Origin of the sequence: Paenibacillus sp. JDR-2, from assembly GCF_000023585.1 — a bacterium.
In the GTDB taxonomy this organism is placed as follows: domain Bacteria; phylum Bacillota; class Bacilli; order Paenibacillales; family Paenibacillaceae; genus Pristimantibacillus.
In genome coordinates this window covers 5705142-5724857 of record NC_012914.1, presented here as the reverse complement: position 1 = coordinate 5724857, position 19716 = coordinate 5705142, and the positions used below count along the sequence as shown (strand labels likewise).

16 protein-coding genes are annotated in these 19716 nt (G+C 49.3%); 10 read left to right on the top strand and 6 right to left on the bottom strand.

The features are described from left to right. Positions 1 to 153: 153 nt before the first annotated feature. From PJDR2_RS25170 to PJDR2_RS25155, 4 genes are all read right to left on the bottom strand, one after another. Entirely contained in the window at positions 154 to 1005 is an 852-nt protein-coding gene (locus PJDR2_RS25170; protein ID WP_041613629.1) for a polysaccharide deacetylase family protein, read from the bottom strand. A gap of 29 nt (positions 1006 to 1034) precedes the next feature. After that, positions 1035 to 2231, bottom strand: a complete 1197-nt coding sequence (locus PJDR2_RS25165) for an acyltransferase (RefSeq protein WP_015846552.1) — start codon at positions 2229 to 2231, stop codon at positions 1035 to 1037. A gap of 136 nt (positions 2232 to 2367) precedes the next feature. Then, positions 2368 to 3783, bottom strand: a complete 1416-nt coding sequence (locus PJDR2_RS25160) for an NAD-dependent malic enzyme (RefSeq protein WP_015846551.1) — start codon at positions 3781 to 3783, stop codon at positions 2368 to 2370. Between the two features lie 118 nt (positions 3784 to 3901). Further along, positions 3902 to 5017 (bottom strand): UDP-N-acetylglucosamine--LPS N-acetylglucosamine transferase, encoded by a 1116-nt coding sequence (locus PJDR2_RS25155; protein ID WP_015846550.1) that lies wholly within the window; start codon positions 5015 to 5017, stop codon positions 3902 to 3904. A gap of 291 nt (positions 5018 to 5308) precedes the next feature. Between PJDR2_RS25155 and PJDR2_RS25150 the strand changes: the two genes are divergently transcribed. Further along, positions 5309 to 5695 carry a kinase-associated lipoprotein B gene (locus PJDR2_RS25150; protein WP_015846549.1) on the top strand — a complete coding sequence of 129 codons (387 nt, stop codon included), beginning with the start codon at positions 5309 to 5311 and terminating at the stop codon, positions 5693 to 5695. A 55-nt stretch (positions 5696 to 5750) separates the two neighbouring features. On the opposite strand, the gene PJDR2_RS25145 is transcribed toward PJDR2_RS25150, so the two are convergent. Next, positions 5751 to 7046, bottom strand: a complete 1296-nt coding sequence (locus PJDR2_RS25145) for a stalk domain-containing protein (RefSeq protein WP_015846548.1) — start codon at positions 7044 to 7046, stop codon at positions 5751 to 5753. Between the two features lie 397 nt (positions 7047 to 7443). Between PJDR2_RS25145 and gltB the strand changes: the two genes are divergently transcribed. From gltB to PJDR2_RS33625, 3 genes are all read left to right on the top strand, one after another. Then, the gene (gltB, locus tag PJDR2_RS25140) at positions 7444 to 12045 is read left to right on the top strand and encodes a glutamate synthase large subunit (RefSeq protein WP_015846547.1); all 4602 of its coding nucleotides are present in this window, start codon (positions 7444 to 7446) and stop codon (positions 12043 to 12045) included. Between the two features lie 441 nt (positions 12046 to 12486). Further along, entirely contained in the window at positions 12487 to 12960 is a 474-nt protein-coding gene (locus tag PJDR2_RS25135) for a DUF2975 domain-containing protein (RefSeq protein WP_015846546.1), read from the top strand. A gap of 354 nt (positions 12961 to 13314) precedes the next feature. Beyond that, positions 13315 to 13440 carry a hypothetical protein gene (locus PJDR2_RS33625; protein WP_265525079.1) on the top strand — a complete coding sequence of 42 codons (126 nt, stop codon included), beginning with the start codon at positions 13315 to 13317 and terminating at the stop codon, positions 13438 to 13440. A gap of 13 nt (positions 13441 to 13453) precedes the next feature. On the opposite strand, the gene PJDR2_RS25130 is transcribed toward PJDR2_RS33625, so the two are convergent. Further along, a complete protein-coding gene (locus PJDR2_RS25130; RefSeq protein ID WP_015846545.1) occupies positions 13454 to 13822 on the bottom strand; it encodes a helix-turn-helix domain-containing protein in 369 nt (122 codons plus the stop codon). Positions 13823 to 14101: 279 nt separating this feature from the next. Here PJDR2_RS25130 and PJDR2_RS25125 point away from each other — a divergent pair, with 279 nt between their 5' ends. The 6 genes from PJDR2_RS25125 to PJDR2_RS25100 all read left to right on the top strand — a co-directional run bounded on the left by PJDR2_RS25125 (position 14102) and on the right by PJDR2_RS25100 (position 19621). Then, positions 14102 to 14527, top strand: coding sequence for a PilZ domain-containing protein (locus PJDR2_RS25125; RefSeq protein WP_015846544.1), 426 nt, complete (start codon positions 14102 to 14104; stop codon positions 14525 to 14527). Between the two features lie 21 nt (positions 14528 to 14548). After that, complete coding sequence (locus PJDR2_RS25120; RefSeq protein ID WP_015846543.1) at positions 14549 to 15247, top strand: CpsD/CapB family tyrosine-protein kinase; 699 nt, start codon at positions 14549 to 14551, stop codon at positions 15245 to 15247. Then, on the top strand, positions 15247 to 16455 hold the full coding sequence (locus PJDR2_RS25115) for a sugar phosphate nucleotidyltransferase (protein WP_015846542.1): 1209 nt from the start codon (positions 15247 to 15249) through the stop codon (positions 16453 to 16455). The genes PJDR2_RS25120 and PJDR2_RS25115 overlap by 1 nt, the downstream gene beginning before the upstream one ends. Positions 16456 to 16488: 33 nt before the next feature. Beyond that, a complete protein-coding gene (locus tag PJDR2_RS25110) occupies positions 16489 to 17448 on the top strand; it encodes an LCP family protein (RefSeq protein ID WP_015846541.1) in 960 nt (319 codons plus the stop codon). A gap of 465 nt (positions 17449 to 17913) precedes the next feature. After that, positions 17914 to 18834, top strand: a complete 921-nt coding sequence (locus PJDR2_RS25105) for an ABC transporter ATP-binding protein (RefSeq protein ID WP_015846540.1) — start codon at positions 17914 to 17916, stop codon at positions 18832 to 18834. After that, the gene (locus PJDR2_RS25100) at positions 18827 to 19621 is read left to right on the top strand and encodes an ABC transporter permease (protein ID WP_015846539.1); all 795 of its coding nucleotides are present in this window, start codon (positions 18827 to 18829) and stop codon (positions 19619 to 19621) included. The genes PJDR2_RS25105 and PJDR2_RS25100 overlap by 8 nt, the downstream gene beginning before the upstream one ends. Positions 19622 to 19716: the final 95 nt, after the last annotated feature.

Genomic DNA, 19716 nt, shown 5'->3' with positions numbered 1-19716 from the left:
AAAGGTATAGCTGTTGGCCTCCTTACCTTAAGCTTCTAAACTTAAATTATTCTTAAATGGTCCTGTTAGAAAATGGTTGCCGAAATAAAAATACAGCCCTTGGTCTTTCTCATTAGAAAGACCAAGGGCTGTTGTATGGTAATTCATAAATCGTTATCCGTATTTCTTCAGCATCTCGAGGAATTTGTTGCCCGAGAGTGCCGGTGTTCCGGCGTTCAGGCGGAATGCTTCGTCTGACCCCGGTCTATTAATGCCGGGATGCACGGTGAAGAATAAGGTGACACCTGCATTCTTCTCAAGCTGTTTAGCCGTTGGGCTAAAAGCGCCATAAGGGAATGCGAGTATCTGACGCGTATTATTCAGCTCTTCCTTCAGCCTTTTTTCCATCAGCTGGGCATCTGCTTCAACGCGAGCCATGTATTCTTTCTTCGTTTCTACGCGGCCTTTGTCCGGAAGGTAAATCGGATTGCTCAGCATAGGGCCCTTTTTCTTGCCCTTTTTATCAAGCGGAGCATAGTCATGCTGGTTATACGTATGGCTATAGAAGCTGAAGCCTTCTCCTTTTAGCTTGCGCATCGTATCCCAAGTCAGATGCTTCGTGTGTACATTCTGATGGTCGGTGCTAGAGCCAATGATGAAGTGCGTAGCCGGAAAATTATACTTTTTCAAAATGGGAACCGCATATTGGTCAAAGCTCTCGTACCCATCGTCAAAGGTAATAACAACGGCGTTATCCGGTACTTTCGCTTTGTGCTGCATGAAATCCTCGAACTGCTCAACGCTGATTACGTTGTAGCCGTTATCGTTCAGAATCTTCATATGCGTGCCGAACCGGCTGGGTGAAATCGTTGCTCCGCTTTCTTTCACATCGATATGATGATACATAAGGACGATAACCTTGTTCTTGTAATGCGCTGGTTTGTTGGCGGAAGCCTCAAGCTGGTATCTGGACACCGGCCAAGTGATCGCAATGGCGATGACGAGGAGTGCGGCAATCACTTTCATTCTCACAACTTATTCCTCCTACGGATGTATTACGCGTCAAGCTGTCTTTCCGGCATAACCGGCTGAGAAGGCCGTTTTTTTGGCTTTGGCAGATTGCCGAAAGCGATCCAGTTAAATGGCACATAACGGGCGAAGAAACCAACGACGATCCAGGATGCGGTCAGGGCAAGCACGAAGCCGCCGAGATACCAAAGATGAAGCAGCCATGCCGTACCCGTATGAAGCGGGTATTCTCGGTAGAGAAGCAGGAAGAATGGATGAATCAGGTACACGCCAAACGATAAAGCGCCAAGTCTTGAGATAACTTTGGTTAAGACCTTCGGCAGCTTCTTGGACAATATAAACGAAATTTGCAATAAAACCAGTGCGGTCAGCACCCCATGAATATTCCACACCAGATCGAACAATGTGGTGTTGAACGATTTCAGGTGAAGTCTGGTCTCATAATACAAATACACATGGGCCAAGCCTGCCGCGATCCACAGCGCCCAAAGGGCAAACCATGTAACGACTCGTGCGTTTGTTGCATGCTTCCTTGCAATAATAATCCATTCTTTGATTTTCGGATAATAAATCCCTAGAGCAGCGCCAAGCAGATAATACGAGAAATAAGAGAACGACCAGCTGCCGCGGTTAGGAACGCCGGGAGCAGGAAGCACGTGCTTATTAATAATAAAGAATGCCCATTGAATGGCAATCCCCGCGGGAATGGCCCATTTGACCGTGCGCGGATATTTTTTCATCAGCCACAGGAACAACGGAAACATCAGATAGAACTGAATGTTTATATACACGAAATATAAATGCGTATAAGCCTTGCCGGTAAGTACTTTATCGATAAAATTATGGATTTCTGTTGATAGAGAGCGGTCCGGATAATAAAGATAATGCAATACCGTAAAGTAAAACAAGGAGAAGACCAAATACGGAATAATAATGTACAACAGCCGTTTCTTATAGAAGCTTCCGAGCAGCTGCTTGTCCAATGGCCGGGTATAATAGTTGTAGAAGAGGACAAAGCTGCTTAGGAATATAAAGGTTGTTGTACCAATCTTCATGAAAATATTGAAGAAATTATAAAGAAAAAAGTAGTTCGAATCCACCATAGTCACGGTGGCAAACGAAGTGGAATGGACGGACAGGACGCCTATAATAGCCATTGCCCGTACGAGTAGCAGCTGGGGGATATTGTCCCTTTTCTGCAAGGTTGGTGAAGCCGTAGCCATTCGTTATACATCCTTCCTTAGGTTTAAGCTATTATCCTATTAACCTAGCTATTATAGTATAAACGACAAGGCATACACAACAATTTGTCTTAATCTCCCAATTGAGATTAAGACAAATTATGTAATTTCTCTATATTTATTCCCTTGGTCTTCTGCGGGCTGCTCCGCTGTCCTGCGCAGCTTGAATCACTCTTTTGCGGACCTCTTCAACTACTCTCGTATTAAAAACGCTTGGAATAATATAGATTCTGCTCAGCTCTTCCTCGTTTATAACGGAGGCGATCGCTTCGGCTGCGGCAAGCTTCATCTGCTCATTGATCGTGACCGCACGGCTGTCCAGCGCCCCCCGGAAAATGCCGGGAAAGCAGAGGACGTTGTTAATCTGGTTCGGATAGTCGCTTCTTCCCGTGGCCATGACAGCTACGATATCTTCGGCCAGCTCCGGCCGAATCTCAGGCTCGGGATTTGCCATGGCGAACACAATAGGCTCGGGAGCCATTGATTGTATATGCTCCCGGGTCAAAATGCCGCCGGCGGATACCCCAATAAATACATCGGCATTAGCGAGCGCTTCTTTTAGCCCTCCGCTGATTCTCGCCTCATTGGTATTCTCCGCGTACCATTGCCACATCGGATGGCTGTAGTTTTTGTCTGCCGTCAGAATCCCTTCGCGGTCAACCCCTACAATATGCTTGGCGCCGCCGGCCAGCAGCATTTTTGTGCAAGCCGTTCCGGCAGCTCCAATTCCGCAAATAACAAACCGTGTATCTTCGATTTTGCGTTTCGTCAGCTTAAGGGCGTTCAGAAGCCCTGCGTACAGGACTACGGCCGTCCCGTGCTGATCATCATGGAAGACCGGAATATCGAGCTCGTCGCGAAGCCTGCGTTCAATCTCGAAGCAGCGCGGCGCCGATATATCCTCCAGGTTAATGCCGCCGAAGGCGGGGGCAAGATGCTTGATCGACGCAATAATCTGCTCGGTGTCCTGAGTATCGAGGCAGATCGGGAAGGCGTCCACGTCAGCAAACTGCTTGAACAGCATCGCTTTGCCTTCCATAACGGGCATTGCCGCATAAGGGCCGATATTGCCAAGGCCAAGCACTGCGCTCCCGTCGGAGACGACGGCAACCGTATTGCGTTTGATGGTGAGGGTAAAGGCCTTCTTCGGGTCGGCTTCAATGGCTTGGCAAACCCTCGCGACATCCGGTGTATACACGCGGGACAAGTCATCCCGGTTTTGGATGGGGGTCTTGGGCTGAATCGTTATTTTTCCGCCAAGATGCAATAGAAAAGTGCGGTCGGACACATGCCGGAGGCGAATGCCCGGCACGCTCTGAAGTGCGGTTTGCAGCCGCTCGGCTGCGCCGGCTTCCGTAATCTTCACCGTCAAGTCCCGTATGCTGATCTGCTTATCGGTTTGAATGACGTCAATGGCTACAATATCGCCGCCTGCCGCTTCAATGGCGGAGACAGCTTTGCCGAAATACGCCTGCTGGGTATCGATCTCGAGACGCAGAATGATTGTTTTTCCGTCCATGCTCCGTTCCTTCATCCTAATCCGCTCCCTTTGCTATTCGACTGCGATATACGTATCCTTCTCTATAATAACAATAACCGGAAAAGGTTTGTACTATTCGAATGGGGGAGTATTTTGTACAAGCAAAAAGCCGTCATTGCAACAGCTGCAAGACGGCTTTAGGACAAGTAAGGGGATTATATTCTTCGTTTCTTTTATTGATCAGGGTCTGGCGGTATCGGGCTGATGTCTCGGGCTGCTGAATGACAGCCATCCATTTATCAACCGTTTCGGTCGTCTCCAGCATTTCGCCAAAGCCGTTTTTGATGAAATATTCGCAGTTTTGTTCTTCCTGCCCGGGAATCGGCTCGTAGAACAGCATCGGAATGCCTTTGCTCATCCCTTCCGTGCAGGTCATCCCGCCTGGCTTGGTTACAAGAACATCCGCCACATCCATCAGCTTGCTGACTTCTTTGGTAAATCCGATAATCCGGACGTTATTATGCCGGAATCTCGGATTCGCAAGCATTTTTTCTTTCACCTTGTCATTATTGCCTACGCAAAAAATAAATTGAACGCGTTCGCGCCACTCCGTCATATATTCCAGCAGGCTGTCTTCATACATAAGACCCCAGCCGCCGCCCATAATAAGGACGGTAGGAAGCTCCTTAAGTCCAAACTGTTCCCTGATCTGGACCTTATCGTAGGATTTCCAGAAAAGAGGATGAACGGGGATGCCGGTTACCGCAATCCGGCTCTCCGGCACGCTGTGGTTAATGAGCTTGTCCTTCACCAGGGAAGAGGAGACAAGGAACTTGTTCACTTCCTGGTTCACCCATGAACCGTGCGCATCGTAATCGGTAATGACGGTACATAGCTTTATGTTCAGCCCAAGCCGCTTCAGGCGGCTGACAACCGCATTCGGAACAGGATGAGTACAAATAACGAGATCCGGCTTCAATTGGGCGATGACTTGCGAAGTATGTGTATAAAACATACGGTGAAGCGCAAGCTGCATAAATCGGTTTAGCGATTTTTTATAATTGCTGCGGTACATCAGGCCAACCATCTTGGGCTGCTTGCTGACCGTTTTGCGATAGGCGGAAATAATTAAAGGTCCTAGCACGGGATTAAGAAAATTGCCCAGCTCCATCACGCGGGTCTGTATATCCGGGTTGAGCTGGCGCAGGCCTGCTGCCAAAGCATGCGCGGCTTGCGTGTGCCCTGATCCGAATCCTTCGGAGAGCAGGAGCACTCTTTTCTTACGCATAATGTCACCTACTTTTCTAGTTCCATATTACGACTCTGCTCGATTTAAAACAAGTCATCCTGCTATTGAAGTTGCAGGGGCGATAGTCCTAGCTGACGGCTATCTCCGCTGCAATCGGAAAATCACGGGTTGCTTTGCAAGAAAACATTCTTATATGATATTGTGAATTTCTGCTGGATGAAGAAAAGCCGATCGACGTACTAAGCGGTATTATAGCACATTGGAAATAAGTAGCGAGCATTCGAATGCGCAAAACAGGCTAATCCATTTATTTTAGGAGGAATATTACATATGCAAGAAAATCGTGATTTTATCGTTCCGGGAGCGCTGGTTAAAGCGGATGTCAGGTCCGGGCAATATATTGGCGAGATTGTTGAAGTAAACGGGCCGCGTGCGGTCTTTAAGGTACTGGCTGTATCGAAGCATCCCGAGCAGGGAGACCTGCATCATCCTTATAATCCGGACGTCGCGATGTTTCATGAGCGCAGAGCATTGAGCTATACGGAAAAAACGAATGTGCTGCTTCGTGACGTGAAGCCGTTTGAAGGGGAAGTGCCGGACTACAATGCCTCGCTGCAGGAGGCGGTTGCAGCCCAGATCGCCGCGCTGGACCGTCTAATGAGATGGTCCGCGCGCGGGCTGGAAATATTGAAGGAATTACGGAAGGAATATAAGTAACTAGAATAATTTCTACTACTATAGTGGGGAAATGCGACCTTACGGTCTTGTTGAATTATTTGTTTATAAAGGCGGTTTGCAGGGTGCTGCGGTATGTGACCTGGAGGCCAAGAGCTTCGGACAAAGCGGCGAGCGGAAGGTAAGTTTTTGATTCCTTTCCTGATTTGAGCAGGAATGCAGGAGGAGTTGTCAGCTTAACCTTCTTGCCGTCGATCGTCGCATAAGCAGAACCGATAGTCAGGATAACGGTATGATTGTTATAAGAAACCGCTGCGCTTTGGGATGCGTTATTCCAGCTGAGCTTCGCGCCTAAAGCATCGGTGATATCCCTCATGGCAACAAAGCTTCGGTTGCTTCGAAGAACAGGCGGGGCTGCCGAGGCGGGAAGCTCCTTGCCGGCCACAACAACGGACATTTGAACGTTGGCTTGGCGTGGACGGACGGTCCGGTAATCGCCCCAGATCGCGGTTGCGAAAGCGCGCCCCATTGCCGCGTAGCCTTGATGGTTCGGATGAATGTCGCCTTGCGCGATGGAGGTGTACTCCAGCTCATGGCCGACAAACAAGCTGCTGACATCCGCAACCTGCAGCTTGATGCCGTCGCCTGCAAGACGGGTGCTTACCAGATCAAGCTTGCCGCGGAGCTTCGTTACTCCGTCAAGCAGAAGCTTGCGCTTGGCTTCGGGATACAGCTCGATTGTCGTGGAGCCGAATTGCAAAGGCGCGGGAACCGGCAAATATTGATCCGACATGACCATTTGCGCTTTGGGGTTCAGGGCGGCAATCGTTCGGATTGAAGCTTCGAGATCCTTTTCGTATTGATCCAATATCGTTTGGATGTAGGTGGTAATTTCTTCGGCGGTTGCGCCGGTATCCAGCTTGGTCATCACCGGAAGCAGGTCGTTTCCTCCGATCGTTAGAACGATCAGGCTGGCGGAACGTATGGATTTAGCCATTTGGGCGGTTTGAGCGGCAAGAGTTTCCTTACGGGGATCCTGCAGCTCTTTCTGGATATCGTCCGCCTTCACGGTACGGCCGCCCGAAACAGCCTGGAGCAGGCGGTTCAAGCCTTCGGCCTTAAGTCCAAGAATTCCGTAATTGACGTATTCCGCGCGGAGACCCTGGAACAGCGACTGCTCGTACACCTGCTCGACATAACCGTAAGGAACGGATTTTTCGGTATAACCATGCTCGTAACCCGCAGTTAAGGAATCGCCGAGAGCAACGATCCGATAAGGCTCCGGCACCCCCGATTCAGCCCTAGCCGGCGACCCTCCCCAGGCCGATGCGGCCAAGACCATGAAAGCTAACATGACAACAACAGATTGGATTTTCCTTGATTTGCTATACAAATGTTCATCCTCCTTTTGATAAAATGTTAGGCATAGTATAAGAACACGAACAATGTGCTGTAAAGTAAAGTTTTATCACATTCATAAAAATATTAAATTGATTCCCTTTTGGCCTGATGTTAAAATAATATAATAACCGCAATGGCGGAACACGGCCCGGAACATGGTCAATCTTAAACGAAAGCTTCATGCAGCTAATTATTTTCGACCAGATACGAACGATTTCCTTTAAAAGCTTCGGAAAGTTTGTGTCCGCGGATAAGATGCCATCAAGCCATCACGTTTAAGCTCGCAAGAATGGCAAGCAACAGGCCGATGCGCCTCGATTGCTGCCGTTCGATATACCGTTATTGAGCTATGCTTGCCCAAAAATCTTCTGATAGAAAGGTTGCACACGATGAAAGAGAAAATTTTTGGATTACCGCCGAAACAAGGTCTATACGACCCGCGCTATGAAAAAGACGCATGCGGCATGGGATTTGTAGCAAACATCAAGGGAAGAAAATCGCATACTGTCATTCGTCAGGCGCTGACATTGCTCGAGAACATGGAGCATCGCGGCGGTCAAGGCAGCGAACCTAACACGGGGGATGGAGCAGGTATCCTGATTCAAATCCCGCATGATTTCTTCGCACGTGAATTGAAAAAGATTGAGATTGACCTTCCGCAAGAAGGAGAATATGCCGTCGGCCTGCTGTTTATGCCCCATGATGAAGCAATCCGCAGCTCGTTCGAGCGCGAACTGGAGAGCATCATCCGCGAAGAGGGCCAATCGCTGATCGGCTGGCGTACTGTTCCTACGAACGATTCGAAGCTTGGCCAATCCGCTTTGTCGGTGAAGCCGTTCGTTCGCCAAGTGTTTATCGCGAAGAACCCGGGCATTCAGGACGAATTGTCCTTTGAGCGCAAGCTGTATGTCATCCGCAAACGCGCTGAGATTGCAATCCGTTTCGGCGGTAAAGAAGGCGGAGAAATGTTCTATTTCACAAGCCTTTCGAGCAAGAAGATCGTCTACAAAGGGATGTTGACTACCGAGCAGGTACGCTCGTTCTACCAGGAGCTGAACGACGAAGCTGTCGTGTCGGCTATGGCGCTTGTTCACTCCCGTTTCAGTACGAACACTTTCCCGAGCTGGGAACGCGCGCATCCTTTCCATTATCTGATCCACAACGGCGAGATCAATACGCTGCGCGGCAACATCAACTGGATGCATGCCCGTCAGACATTGTTCGAAACCGAGCTGTTCGGCGAAGACATGGAGAAGGTAAAACCGGTCATCAGCCCGGATGGTTCCGATACCGCGATGTTCGATAACGCGCTTGAGTTCTTGCATTTGTCCGGCCGTTCCCTTCCGCATGTTGCGATGATGATGGTACCGGAGCCTTGGTCGAACCATGAGAGCATGGACGACAAGAAAAAAGCATTCTATGAATACCACTCAACCCTGATGGAGCCATGGGACGGACCTGCCGCAATGGCGATTACGAACGGTACGCAAATCTGCGCTTACCTGGACCGTAACGGCCTGCGCCCAGCCCGTTATTATGTAACGAAAGACGATCATATCATCCTCGGTTCCGAAGCCGGCACTGTCGAAATCGCTCCAGAAGAGATTGCGTACAAAGACCGTCTCCGCCCGGGCCGTATGCTCGTTGTAGATACGAAAGAAGGCCGCATTATTTCCGACGAGGAAGTAAAAGCGCAAATCGCGGCTGAACAGCCTTACCGCGAATGGCTCGACGAGCATCTCGTTGATCTCGAAGCATTGCCGGACGCGCCAGAGCTTCCTGAGCTGGATCACGCTACCGTGCAACAGCGTCAGCAGGCATTCGGCTATACGTTCGAAGACGTTCGCAAAGTGCTTGAGCCAATGGCGAGCAGCGGCCAGGAGCCGATCGCTTCCATGGGTTACGACGCGCCGCTTGCCGTATTGTCCGAGCGCCCTCAGCGCCTGTTCAACTACTTCAAGCAGCTGTTCGCGCAAGTTACGAACCCGCCGATCGACGCAATCCGCGAAGAGATCGTTACATCGGTAAGCACGACAATCGGACCTGAGCGCAACCTGCTGAAGCCTGAACCGGAAAGCGCGCGCCATATCAAGCTGGATACGCCAATCCTGTCGAACGAGGAATTCGCGAAGCTTCGCCACGTACGCCGTCCCGGCTTCAAGTCGATTACGCTTCCGATCTTCTTCCCGGCCGCCGAAGGCGAAGAAGGCCTGCGCGCAGCGCTGAAGCTGATGTGCGATGCAGCGGACCGCGTTATTGATAAAGGCCATAATATTCTTATTTTGTCCGACCGCGGTATTGACAAGGACAACGCTGCGATCCCGTCGCTGCTTGCCGTAGCGGCTTTGCACCATCACCTGATCCGTCAAGGTACAAGAACAAAGGTGGCGATTCTGCTTGAATCCGGCGATCCGCGCGAAGTGCATCATTTTGCCCTCCTGCTCGGTTACGGCGTTAATGCAGTTAACCCTTATCTCGCATTCGAGACGCTTGACGATATGATCCGCCAAGGCATGCTCAGCAACATCAAGCATGAGAAGGCTGTTAAGAACTTCATCAAAGCGGCAACAAAAGGCGTAGTAAAAGTTCTGTCCAAAATGGGTATTTCGACCATTCAATCGTACCGCGGCGCGCAGATCTTCGAAGCGCTTGGCCTGCAGGAAGAGCTGATTAACGAATACTTCACATGGACGCCATCGCGTATTGGCGGTATCGGTCTCGATATCATCGCCCAAGAAGCGCTGAAGCCTCATAACAAAGCTTACGCTGACCAAGAGGGCGGGGAGAAGGAACTCGACTCCGGCGGCGATTACCAATGGCGTAAAGACGGCGAAGACCATTTGTTCAGCCCGCAAACGATTCACACGCTGCAAATGGCATCCCGTAAGAACGACTATAAACTGTACAAGAAGTTCTCGAACATGGTTCAAGGCGAAGACAAGAAGCATATGATGCTCCGCTCGCTGCTCCGGTTCAAGGATGGACGTCAATCGGTACCTATTGAAGAGGTTGAACCGGTTGAATCGATCTTCAAACGTTTCAAAACAGGCGCAATGTCGTTTGGTTCCATCAGTAAAGAAGCGCATGAGAGCCTCGCAATCGCGATGAACCGTATTGGCGGCAAATCCAATACCGGCGAGGGCGGCGAAGATCCTGCGCGCTTTATCCCTGACGCAAACGGCGATTCCCGCCGCAGTGCGATCAAGCAGGTTGCATCGGGCCGTTTCGGCGTAACGAGCAACTACTTGGTTAACGCGGATGAGATTCAAATCAAGATGGCGCAAGGCGCGAAACCGGGTGAAGGCGGTCAGCTTCCAGGACGCAAGGTATATCCTTGGGTTGCGGAAGTTCGCGGTTCCACTCCGGGCGTAGGCTTGATCTCGCCGCCTCCGCATCATGATATTTATTCGATCGAGGACCTTGCCGAGCTGATTCACGACCTGAAGAACGCAAACCCTCGCGCCCGTATCAACGTGAAGCTCGTATCCGAGGTTGGCGTAGGCACAATTGCTGCAGGTGTTGCGAAAGCTCGTGCTGACGTTATCATGGTCAGCGGTTACGACGGCGGTACTGGCGCATCCCCGATGAACTCGATCCGCCATGCGGGTCTGCCATGGGAGCTTGGCCTTGCGGAGACGCATCAAACGCTGATGCTGAACAATCTGCGCGACCGCGTCGTTATCGAAACCGATGGTAAAATGATGAACGGCCGCGACGTTGCGATCGCAATTCTTCTCGGCGCTGAAGAATACGGCTTCTCTACCGCACCGCTCGTTGTACTGGGCTGCGTTATGATGCGCGTATGTCAGCTGGATACTTGCCCGGTTGGCGTTGCAACGCAAAACCCTGAGCTTCGCGCGAAGTTTATGGGCGATCCGAGCCATGTCGTGAACTACTTGCACTTCATTGCGCAGGAGCTCCGTGAAATTATGGCTGAGCTTGGTTTCCGTACCATTCAAGAAATGGTTGGCCGCGTCGATATTCTTGAATCGAAAAACCTGGTTGATCACTATAAAGCAAAAGGTATCGATCTTAGCCTTCTGCTGCATACGCCGGATGTACCGCAAGACGCAGCGCGTCATAACGTACAAGAGCAAAATCACGGCCTCGAGCTGTCGCTCGACATGCAGGAGCTCGTTCCGGGTGCGCAAGCAGCTCTGGAAAGCGGCGAACGCGTTCGCGGCACATTCCCGATCTGCAACACAAACCGCGTAGTTGGTACAATTCTGGGCAGCGAAGTAACCCGTCGTTACGGCGCGAAAGGCTTGCCTGAAGATACAATCTCGTACCATTTCGTTGGATCTGCCGGCCAAAGCTTTGGCGCATTTGTACCGAAGGGCATTACGCTCTCGCTCGAAGGCGACTCCAATGACTATGTAGGCAAAGGCCTCTCTGGCGGTAAAATTATCGTTGCTCCGTCTCCGAAAGCTACATTTGTAGCCGAAGAGAACGTTATTATCGGCAACACGGCGCTGTACGGTGCAACGGATGGCGAAGCTTACATTCGCGGTACCGCAGGCGAACGCTTCGCGGTTCGTAACTCCGGCGTGAAGGTTGTTGTTGAGGGCGTAGGCGATCATGGTTGTGAATACATGACTGGCGGCCGGGTTGTTGTGCTTGGCGGCACAGGCCGCAACTTCGCGGCAGGTATGTCCGGCGGTGTTGCTTACGTGTACGATGAGCAAGGTGATTTCTTCAACAATTGCAATATCGAGATGGTTCTCCTTGAGCGTCTGGAGACAGAAGCGGATGTTGCCGAGCTTCGCGGCCTGATTGAGCGCCATGTGGAGTACACAAGCTCTGCGGTTGGCTCGCGTGTCCTGAACGATTGGGAAGGATCGCTCGCGAAATTCGTGAAGATTATTCCGAAGGATTACAAGAAAATGCTGGAGCATATCCGCAAAGCGGAAGATGCAGGCTTGACGGACGACAAAGCACTTCTCGCTGCTTTCGAGGAAAGCATGAAAGAGCTGGCTCGTACCGGAGGATAAAGGGGAACAGGCTGGGCAATTGCTCAGCCTGTTTTTTTGTTGTTTGGTGAGTGTGGGAGTGGCTCGGAATGCCGGGAAAGTATCTCCTTCCAGTCGCTGTTGAAATCGTGGGATTCTGAATTAATTAGGCTATGGTAATCCCACGATTTCAAAGGCGAACGCTCCGCTCTTCCAGGAGATACTTTCCCTCTATTCCTTCACACCCACACTACAAAAACAAAAAAGAGCAGGCTGTGCAAAATGCCGCTCGCCTGTTGAAGGGCGGGGCAGAGAAGGGCGAAAAGCGAAAAGCGGAAAGCGAAAAGTGGAAAGCGGAGGGCAAGGGCGAAGAACAATGCAAATACATCCCAGAGTCTAAGGGGGAAAACGATTAAAATATATTGTGAAACGATAAATATCGGATTATAATAACACTGAGTCTACACAGATGAGGTGGTTGTTATGAACCGAGTATCCACACTTTTTCTAAAGATAACCGTCTTATTAATGGCGATACCTGCGATTGCTGTTTGCATATTTGCGGTGATAGCTTTGATACGGAATAACCCTAACCAATTTCCAGGCAGGATGCATCCATCGGATATCGGCTTTTTTGTTGCCGTAATCCCATACTTTATAGCTTTATATATGGCCATGAGATTGCTTGGTTATATTGATAAGAACATCGCGTTTTCCGAGTTGTCCGTCCGGGCGTTAAAGAAGATTAAATATTGCGGTGTATCTATCGGAATCATTTTTGTGGCGATGATGCCGGTCGTAATTATAATGGCGAGACAAGAAGATGCGCCGGGGATTATCGTAATGGGGTTGGCTGTAGCTTTTGCTTCATTTGTAATCGCCGTGTTTGGCGCTTTGCTCGAGCGTCTGCTGCAAAACGCCATAAAGCTTAAGTCAGAGAATGAACTTACCGTTTAACCTTTAAGGGCATACCCGAATATAAAATAACCGTCTCCGTAGAGACGGTTATTTTATGTTTTGGACTTGCATAGGATGGAAGCAGTAAGGAATGAGATTGAAGATTGCCTATCTATGAAAAAAAGGTTAGGAGCAGCTCTATCTGTCTCTAACCTATTTCTAACCATTTGTTATGCGATTTTACAAAGGCTTCCAACGTGGTTGGAGCTGGAATTTTACGAAAAAATGGGCCCATATTCCTATTTTCGACAAAAAAAGAACTAATCTTACCACACTTTCCGACATATTCCAGCCGAACTGTTAGGTATAATAACATTATTGTTTTACTTTATTAGGAGTAGGGAGTCGGATAAAATGAGAGATGCAGAAATGCAAGTAGTAAGCACCGAAGATAAACGTACTGAGCTAAATATTAGGGAAATATTAATTCAACTCAATATTCCGCCGGAAAAATGGCCAGCGGATCTTATCCAGCCCTAACAATTGTCACTGCCTAATTCATCATACGTTCTGCCCGAACAAAGGCAATAAACCGTTTCGTTTCTTCGGCTGTAAGCTTACGGCCGTCCACGCTTAAATTATACTTCTCCAGCAGCTCTTCGTCAGACAGCTCCAAATGATCGACAAAGTTACGAACATCTTCGCTTAACGCCGCCTGTGTATTCGTTGTTCTTCCTACCAAATAATCTATGGTAACTTGATACAGGTCAGCAAACTTCGCCAAGGTCTCCGTATCAGGCTCTCTGCGGTTTTTCTCGTAATGAGATAATGCAGCTCTTGATATGCCGAGCTTCGAGGCGGTTTGCTCCTGTGTCCATTTTCTTTCTTCCCTCAAGCCAGCAATTCGGTTTCCTATATTCATCTTTATATCCTCCTAAAATGACTGACTTCCGCTACACCTATATTAATACGTAAACGTTAAAATTTCATTTGTTGCAACAAAACGTCGCAAAATATCCGCGTCCTCGTTATTTCCACTTGACATGTTACAAAACGTATCGTAAAGTGAAGGAAAAGCTAGATACGTATTGTATCATTAATCCTCAGTATTCACACGTTTCGCCGCCTTTATTCCTCTCTACTAGCGTAACCGAGAGTTTAGGTTCCGCGGGTGAAAATCAGGTAAGGAGATGCTTCAACCATGGGTGCCGACCCGTTTATACCACGGTCTAATATCCGTATTCACCTGCATGAAGGGATAACGGCAATAGCTGGTCTGCTGGATGAGCAAGGCCTCTTGCTTACGTCTTCGACATGTCCGGTGTTGATCCTGAATATTAGCCGGCATGGACTGTGCTTTTTGTCCGGTCTGCGCTTTCCTGTGCGTAAAGGCTATATGCTGGATTTCCAGATGAAGATTTCCGGTGTGGCAATCAATCTGCGCGGCCATGTCGTTTGGCGCAACACAAGGGATAACCAATATGAATACGGCATCGTCTTTCACCCTCTTAACCGGCTTCGGGCTGTGCTGGTCCGCATGCTGAATCAGGAACTTCTGCGTCAAAGCCCGCAGCAGTACAAGATCCATGCATTATATCGGGCATTAAGTCATAAGGCAATTCAATAATAGCTGGCAGGTGGTAAACCCATGCAACAATCCATAATGGAAAATAGCAAGCTGATTACGACGAGCAATCCCGATTCCCCTATTGCTGAGGCGTACCGTTCTTTGCGTACGAATATTCAATTTTCTTCTATTGATGTACCTGTGAAGACGTTAATGGTTACGTCCTGTCAGTCCGGTGACGGCAAAACAACAACGATTGCGAACCTTGCGGTTGCTTTCTCCCAAGAAGGCAAGCGTGTACTTCTGGTTGATGCGGATTTGAGACGGCCAACCCTTCATACGGTTTTTATGCTGTCCAATCAGACTGGCCTGACGAATGTGTTGGCTAATCAGACGGAATGGCAGGATGCCGTGCATTCAACCTCGGTTGATAATTTATTTTTTATCGGTTCCGGTCCTACTCCGCCTAATCCTTCGGAAATGCTGGGCTCCAAAAAAATGAATCAGCTTATCGAAGAGCTGTCCGCCCATTACGATATGATCCTTTTTGATGCTCCGCCATCACTCGTTGTAACTGACGGGCTTGTGCTTGCTTCCAAATGCGATGGCGTAGTTGCCGTAATCAGCGTTGGAATGACCAAGCGCCAGCAAGCGAAAAAATTGTACGCCAGTCTTGAGCATGTGAAAGCGAAGCTGCTTGGAGTGGTGCTCAACAATAAGAAAAAGAAAAGCAAGGAACAGCTGTATTACACCTATTACGGTACAAACAGGAGGATGTAATGGGAGAGCAGCAAGTAAGACTCGTAATATTAGCCGGCGGTCAAGGCAGAAGGATGTGGCCGCTTTCTCATTCGAAGCGCGCAAAGCAGCTTCTTCCCCTGTTGACTGGACCGGATGGCGATAAAGAGTCTTTGCTGAACAGGCTGTGGCGACAGCTGGATCAGGTCGGTTTGCAGCAGGATACGTTTATTGCAATCAGCCACAATCAGACGGAAACTTTGCGCAGCCAGCTCTCCATCAGCCTGAACGTGATTCAGGAGCCTGAGACGAAAGGGAGTTATCCCGCCGTTGCCCTTGCTGCTTCCTACCTCTACTCGGTTGCATCCATTCCTCTCCACGAGACGGTCGCCGTATTGCCCGCGGATCTGTATGTGGAAGAAGAGGACTGGTTTGAGACGCTAAAGGAGCTGCCGGAGCAGCTTCGCAGGCATCAATTAAATCATGCGGTGACAAGCGATGAGAGCGGTATTGTCGTCTTCCGGCTGGAAAGCGTAATAAACGCTTTGACTGAAGAGGGTCTTCCTATTCAGTATGAACAGCTTTTCCGTCGATACGAGGAGCTCTATAGCCGGCTGGAAGACAGAATGATCAGATTATTTGATGGAAGCCCTACCTTCCGGATGCCGGAGCAGCCCTTTTGCCGCATTAACAGCTGGAATGCTCTTGCTGCTGCCTTTCCGGAAAACGCTTCTATTTATAATGATTCGGCAGCTCCTGTAATTATGATGGGGCTGAGCAATATTACTGTGGCCGTTTCTTCTGCGGGAATTCTGATTGCCGATCAAACCGCCTGCATTCCTGATGAACAGACGCGGAATATAAGCACGGAACGGCAGCCGCTCATCCCCGGATACGAGGCTGGCCGATGGGGAAGTGCAGTCGTTATTAACTGCTTATCCCGCGAGGATGGACAGCATGCAATCACAAGAAAGCTCGAAGTGGTTGACGGCGGGTTTCTAAGCTATGCCTTTTATCTGAAGCGAAAGATCGTCTGGACGGTACTGGCCGGTGTCGGAGAGCTGATCCGCAATGAGAAGAGCAGCATCATTAAGACAGGCGAAGTTGTCGAGCTTCTGCCGGGAGAGCGGCATACCGTTATGGCCAGGTCCGGACTTACGCTTCTGGAGGCACACATCGGAACGGATCTAACCGAAGATGACCGGATTGTGCTCGGTGATCATTGGGAGGAAGTCAATACGGCCATCTAGAGTTTGCGGTAATGAAGAAGGGGGAAGCAGAGGGTGAAACGGGGCTGGAGAAGAGCACTCATTGGCATTGGAGCGGGATTGGTCATCATTGCTGCCGGGACAGGCGGATATGCCTGGCACCTGTACGGTTCGGTGAAAGAGACGGCGGACAAAATCTATGAGCCGATTCAGCCAACGGTATATGTAAGCAAGGATCCTGAGGTTACGGTCAAACCGCAGCAGGCGGCTCAAGCTTTAATCGAGAAGCGGCATCCTTTTACGGTAGTAGTGATGGGCGTTGATGAGCGGGAAAATGATAAAGGACGCTCCGATACTTTAATTGTGCTTGCGGTTAATCCAGAGAAGAAATCCATCCTCATGTTCAACATTCCGCGTGATACGAGAACCGAAATTATCGGTCATGGAACAACGGATAAAATCAATCATGCGTATGCCTTTGGCGGAGTATCGATGGCGAAAAATACGGTCGAGCATTTCCTCGATTATCCCATTGATTATTACATCCGGATTAACATGGAGGGCTTCGCCCATTTGATTGACATCCTCGGCGGTGTCGAAGTAAACAATCCGTTTGCCTTTTATTACGAGGATCATCAGTTTGATAAAGGAACACTTAATCTTAACGGCGAGCTGGCGCTCAAATATTCCAGAATGCGTTACGATGATCCAAGAGGGGATCTCGGCCGGAATGCCAGACAGCGGGAGATCATGATGGAGGTTATGAAAAGCTCGCTTCAATTCTCCAATATTACGCAGATTCAAAAGATATTGAAGGAGCTTGGAAGCAGCGTCAAAACAAATATTACGTTTGACGAGATGAAGACCTTTATGACCGATTACCGGGAAGATCTCGGCAATATTAATACGGTGGAGATTAGCGGTTCGGGGAGCATGATCAATAAAGTATGGTACCTGATTGTAAGCAAGCAAGAGAAAGAGAGAATTCACGAGCTGCTTAAGGAACAGATGGATACCAATCAGACGGCGTCTTAACAGGACGCTGTTTTTGTCTCCTGAACTGTAAACGCTTACAGGTTAAAAGACGACAAATTGCATACAAGTATTGACAACTTTCGCTAAATCCCATAAAGTAAAGATACGAAGTGTAACAACTTTGTGATATTGATACAAATAGTATTGGGAGCGAGGGAATAGTGATGATGCAATTGGAAGAATGTTTTTATTGCGTGGGCTGTGGAAAAATGGTGAAGGTGCATGAAGCAAAGGCGCTTTTTCGGACCGGCTTTTTCCGTGTAATCCTCCCGCTTGGCTGCTGCTCGGATTGTTCCCGGATCCAAGCGTAAACGGCTGCGCCGTTCTCTAAATAAAGTCTTAATAGGCTGTTCACTTTCCCTCCCCCTTCTAATTCGCTATAATAGACGGACGATACATAGAACTAGATTTTGGAAAATAAAGCAATGATTCATCACTGGATGATTCATTTAAAGGGAGGGTATCATGGAGCAACCGATCGTACAGCTGCAGCAGGTTACGAAGCGAATCGGGAAGAAGACGATTATCGACAATCTGACGCTGGACCTGCCGCTTGGCGAAGTATTTGGTTTTCTCGGGCCTAACGGCTCCGGTAAAACGACCACAATCCGCATGATGGTTGGCCTCATGGCCATGACTGCGGGCGAAATTAAAATCGGCGGACACAGCATCCGAACCCAGTACCAGCAGGCTATTCGTAATGTCGGAGCGATTGTTGAGAATCCGGAAATGTACAAGTATTTGACCGGTTATCAGAATCTTGTCCATTTTGCGCGGATGATTGAGGGTGTGACGCCTGAACGGATTCAGGAGGTCATTACCCTTGTTGGTCTGGAGTCCCGCATTCATGATAAGGTCAAAACTTATTCCCTCGGGATGCGCCAAAGACTTGGGGTAGCCCAAGCGATCCTGCACCGTCCCAAGCTGCTTATCCTTGACGAGCCGACCAACGGATTGGATCCGGCCGGTATCCGCGAGCTGCGCGATTATCTCCGCCAGTTGTCCAAGGAAGAAGGTATTGCCGTATTTGTCTCCAGTCACTTGCTCTCCGAGATGGAGCTGATGTGCGACCGGGTTGCAATTATTCAAAACGGCAAGCTGATCGATGTTCGGACCATGCACCAAGGAGGTCTGGATGTCGCAAGCGATGTGAATATGCTGTTCGAGGTAGACAAGCCTGCCGAAGCGTCTGACCTTGCGTCGGAGCTGGGCAAAGCTGCATTCAGGGAAGGCGACAGCCTTATTATTGAAGCAAACCGCGAATTCGCGGCAGATTTTAATGCCCGATTGGTTGCCGCAGGCATTAAGGTATACGGTATCCGCGTCCAAACCAAGTCGCTTGAGGATCAATTCCTTGAAGTTACAGGGGGTGAACGCATTGTTTAATTTTTTTAAGCTGGTTCAGAATGAAAACATGAAAATCTACCGCCGCCCGCGGACGTATGTCATGCTGGGAATCTTGCTTGCTTTGATCGCGGCGATTTCGATTATTGGTTATTTCGTGGATCAAAATCATACGACTGCCGCATGGAGCATGATCATGACGGAAGTCATGATTGCTTATTTGCTTATTACGGTATTTACGATTATTATCGCTTCCTCCGGCGTAGCCGAAGAGTTCACGAGCGGTACAATCAAGCTGCTTCTGATTCGTCCATGGACAAGATCCAAAATCCTGTTGTCCAAGTATATTGCCGTTCTTCTGTATGCGCTTGGCATGGTCATTGTTATGCTGCTGTTTACCATCGTGCTGAATATGATTCTGTTCGATACCAGCGACAACACGGCAACCGATATTATTTCCCCGCTTGTCTCGGGCTCCATCGCGGCTTATTTGATCAAGTACGCCCTGCTGAAGTATGTGTCGCTGATCGTCACAACAACGCTTGCCTTTATGCTGGCGACCGTATCCCGCAGCGGCGCGCTCGCTATCGGCTTGTCGCTGTTCCTGATTCTGGGGGTTAATTCCTTTACGCCATTGCTGGCCGCGCTCAAGTATAAATGGGCGGATTACATTTTGTTCATCCATCTTGACCTTACGCAGTATTTGAATGATACGCCGATGCGCGACGGTTTAACATTAGGCTTCTCAATTGCTGTCCTGGCCGTCTATTATGCCATCTTTATGGCTCTAGCCTGGTATGTCTTCAAGAAGAGGGATGTAGCGGCTTAAGCAGCAAGAAAAAACTCCTATTCGGTACTTCCTTCCGGAAGAGCAGAATGGGAGTTTTTTTGTGCCTGCTTATTGACTTCTAATCTCGCAAAGCT

Coding starts and splice junctions, on each gene's coding strand:
- PJDR2_RS25170 (WP_041613629.1), bottom strand. CDS start 1,005: ATGAAAGTGATTGCCGCACTCCTCGTCATCGCCATTGCGATCACTTGG.
- PJDR2_RS25165 (WP_015846552.1), bottom strand. CDS start 2,231: ATGGCTACGGCTTCACCAACCTTGCAGAAAAGGGACAATATCCCCCAG.
- PJDR2_RS25160 (WP_015846551.1), bottom strand. CDS start 3,783: ATGAAGGAACGGAGCATGGACGGAAAAACAATCATTCTGCGTCTCGAG.
- PJDR2_RS25155 (WP_015846550.1), bottom strand. CDS start 5,017: ATGCGTAAGAAAAGAGTGCTCCTGCTCTCCGAAGGATTCGGATCAGGG.
- PJDR2_RS25150 (WP_015846549.1), top strand. CDS start 5,309: ATGCAAGAAAATCGTGATTTTATCGTTCCGGGAGCGCTGGTTAAAGCG.
- gltB (WP_015846547.1), top strand. CDS start 7,444: ATGAAAGAGAAAATTTTTGGATTACCGCCGAAACAAGGTCTATACGAC.
- PJDR2_RS25135 (WP_015846546.1), top strand. CDS start 12,487: ATGAACCGAGTATCCACACTTTTTCTAAAGATAACCGTCTTATTAATG.
- PJDR2_RS33625 (WP_265525079.1), top strand. CDS start 13,315: ATGAGAGATGCAGAAATGCAAGTAGTAAGCACCGAAGATAAACGTACT.
- PJDR2_RS25130 (WP_015846545.1), bottom strand. CDS start 13,822: ATGAATATAGGAAACCGAATTGCTGGCTTGAGGGAAGAAAGAAAATGG.
- PJDR2_RS25125 (WP_015846544.1), top strand. CDS start 14,102: ATGGGTGCCGACCCGTTTATACCACGGTCTAATATCCGTATTCACCTG.
- PJDR2_RS25120 (WP_015846543.1), top strand. CDS start 14,549: ATGCAACAATCCATAATGGAAAATAGCAAGCTGATTACGACGAGCAAT.
- PJDR2_RS25115 (WP_015846542.1), top strand. CDS start 15,247: ATGGGAGAGCAGCAAGTAAGACTCGTAATATTAGCCGGCGGTCAAGGC.
- PJDR2_RS25105 (WP_015846540.1), top strand. CDS start 17,914: ATGGAGCAACCGATCGTACAGCTGCAGCAGGTTACGAAGCGAATCGGG.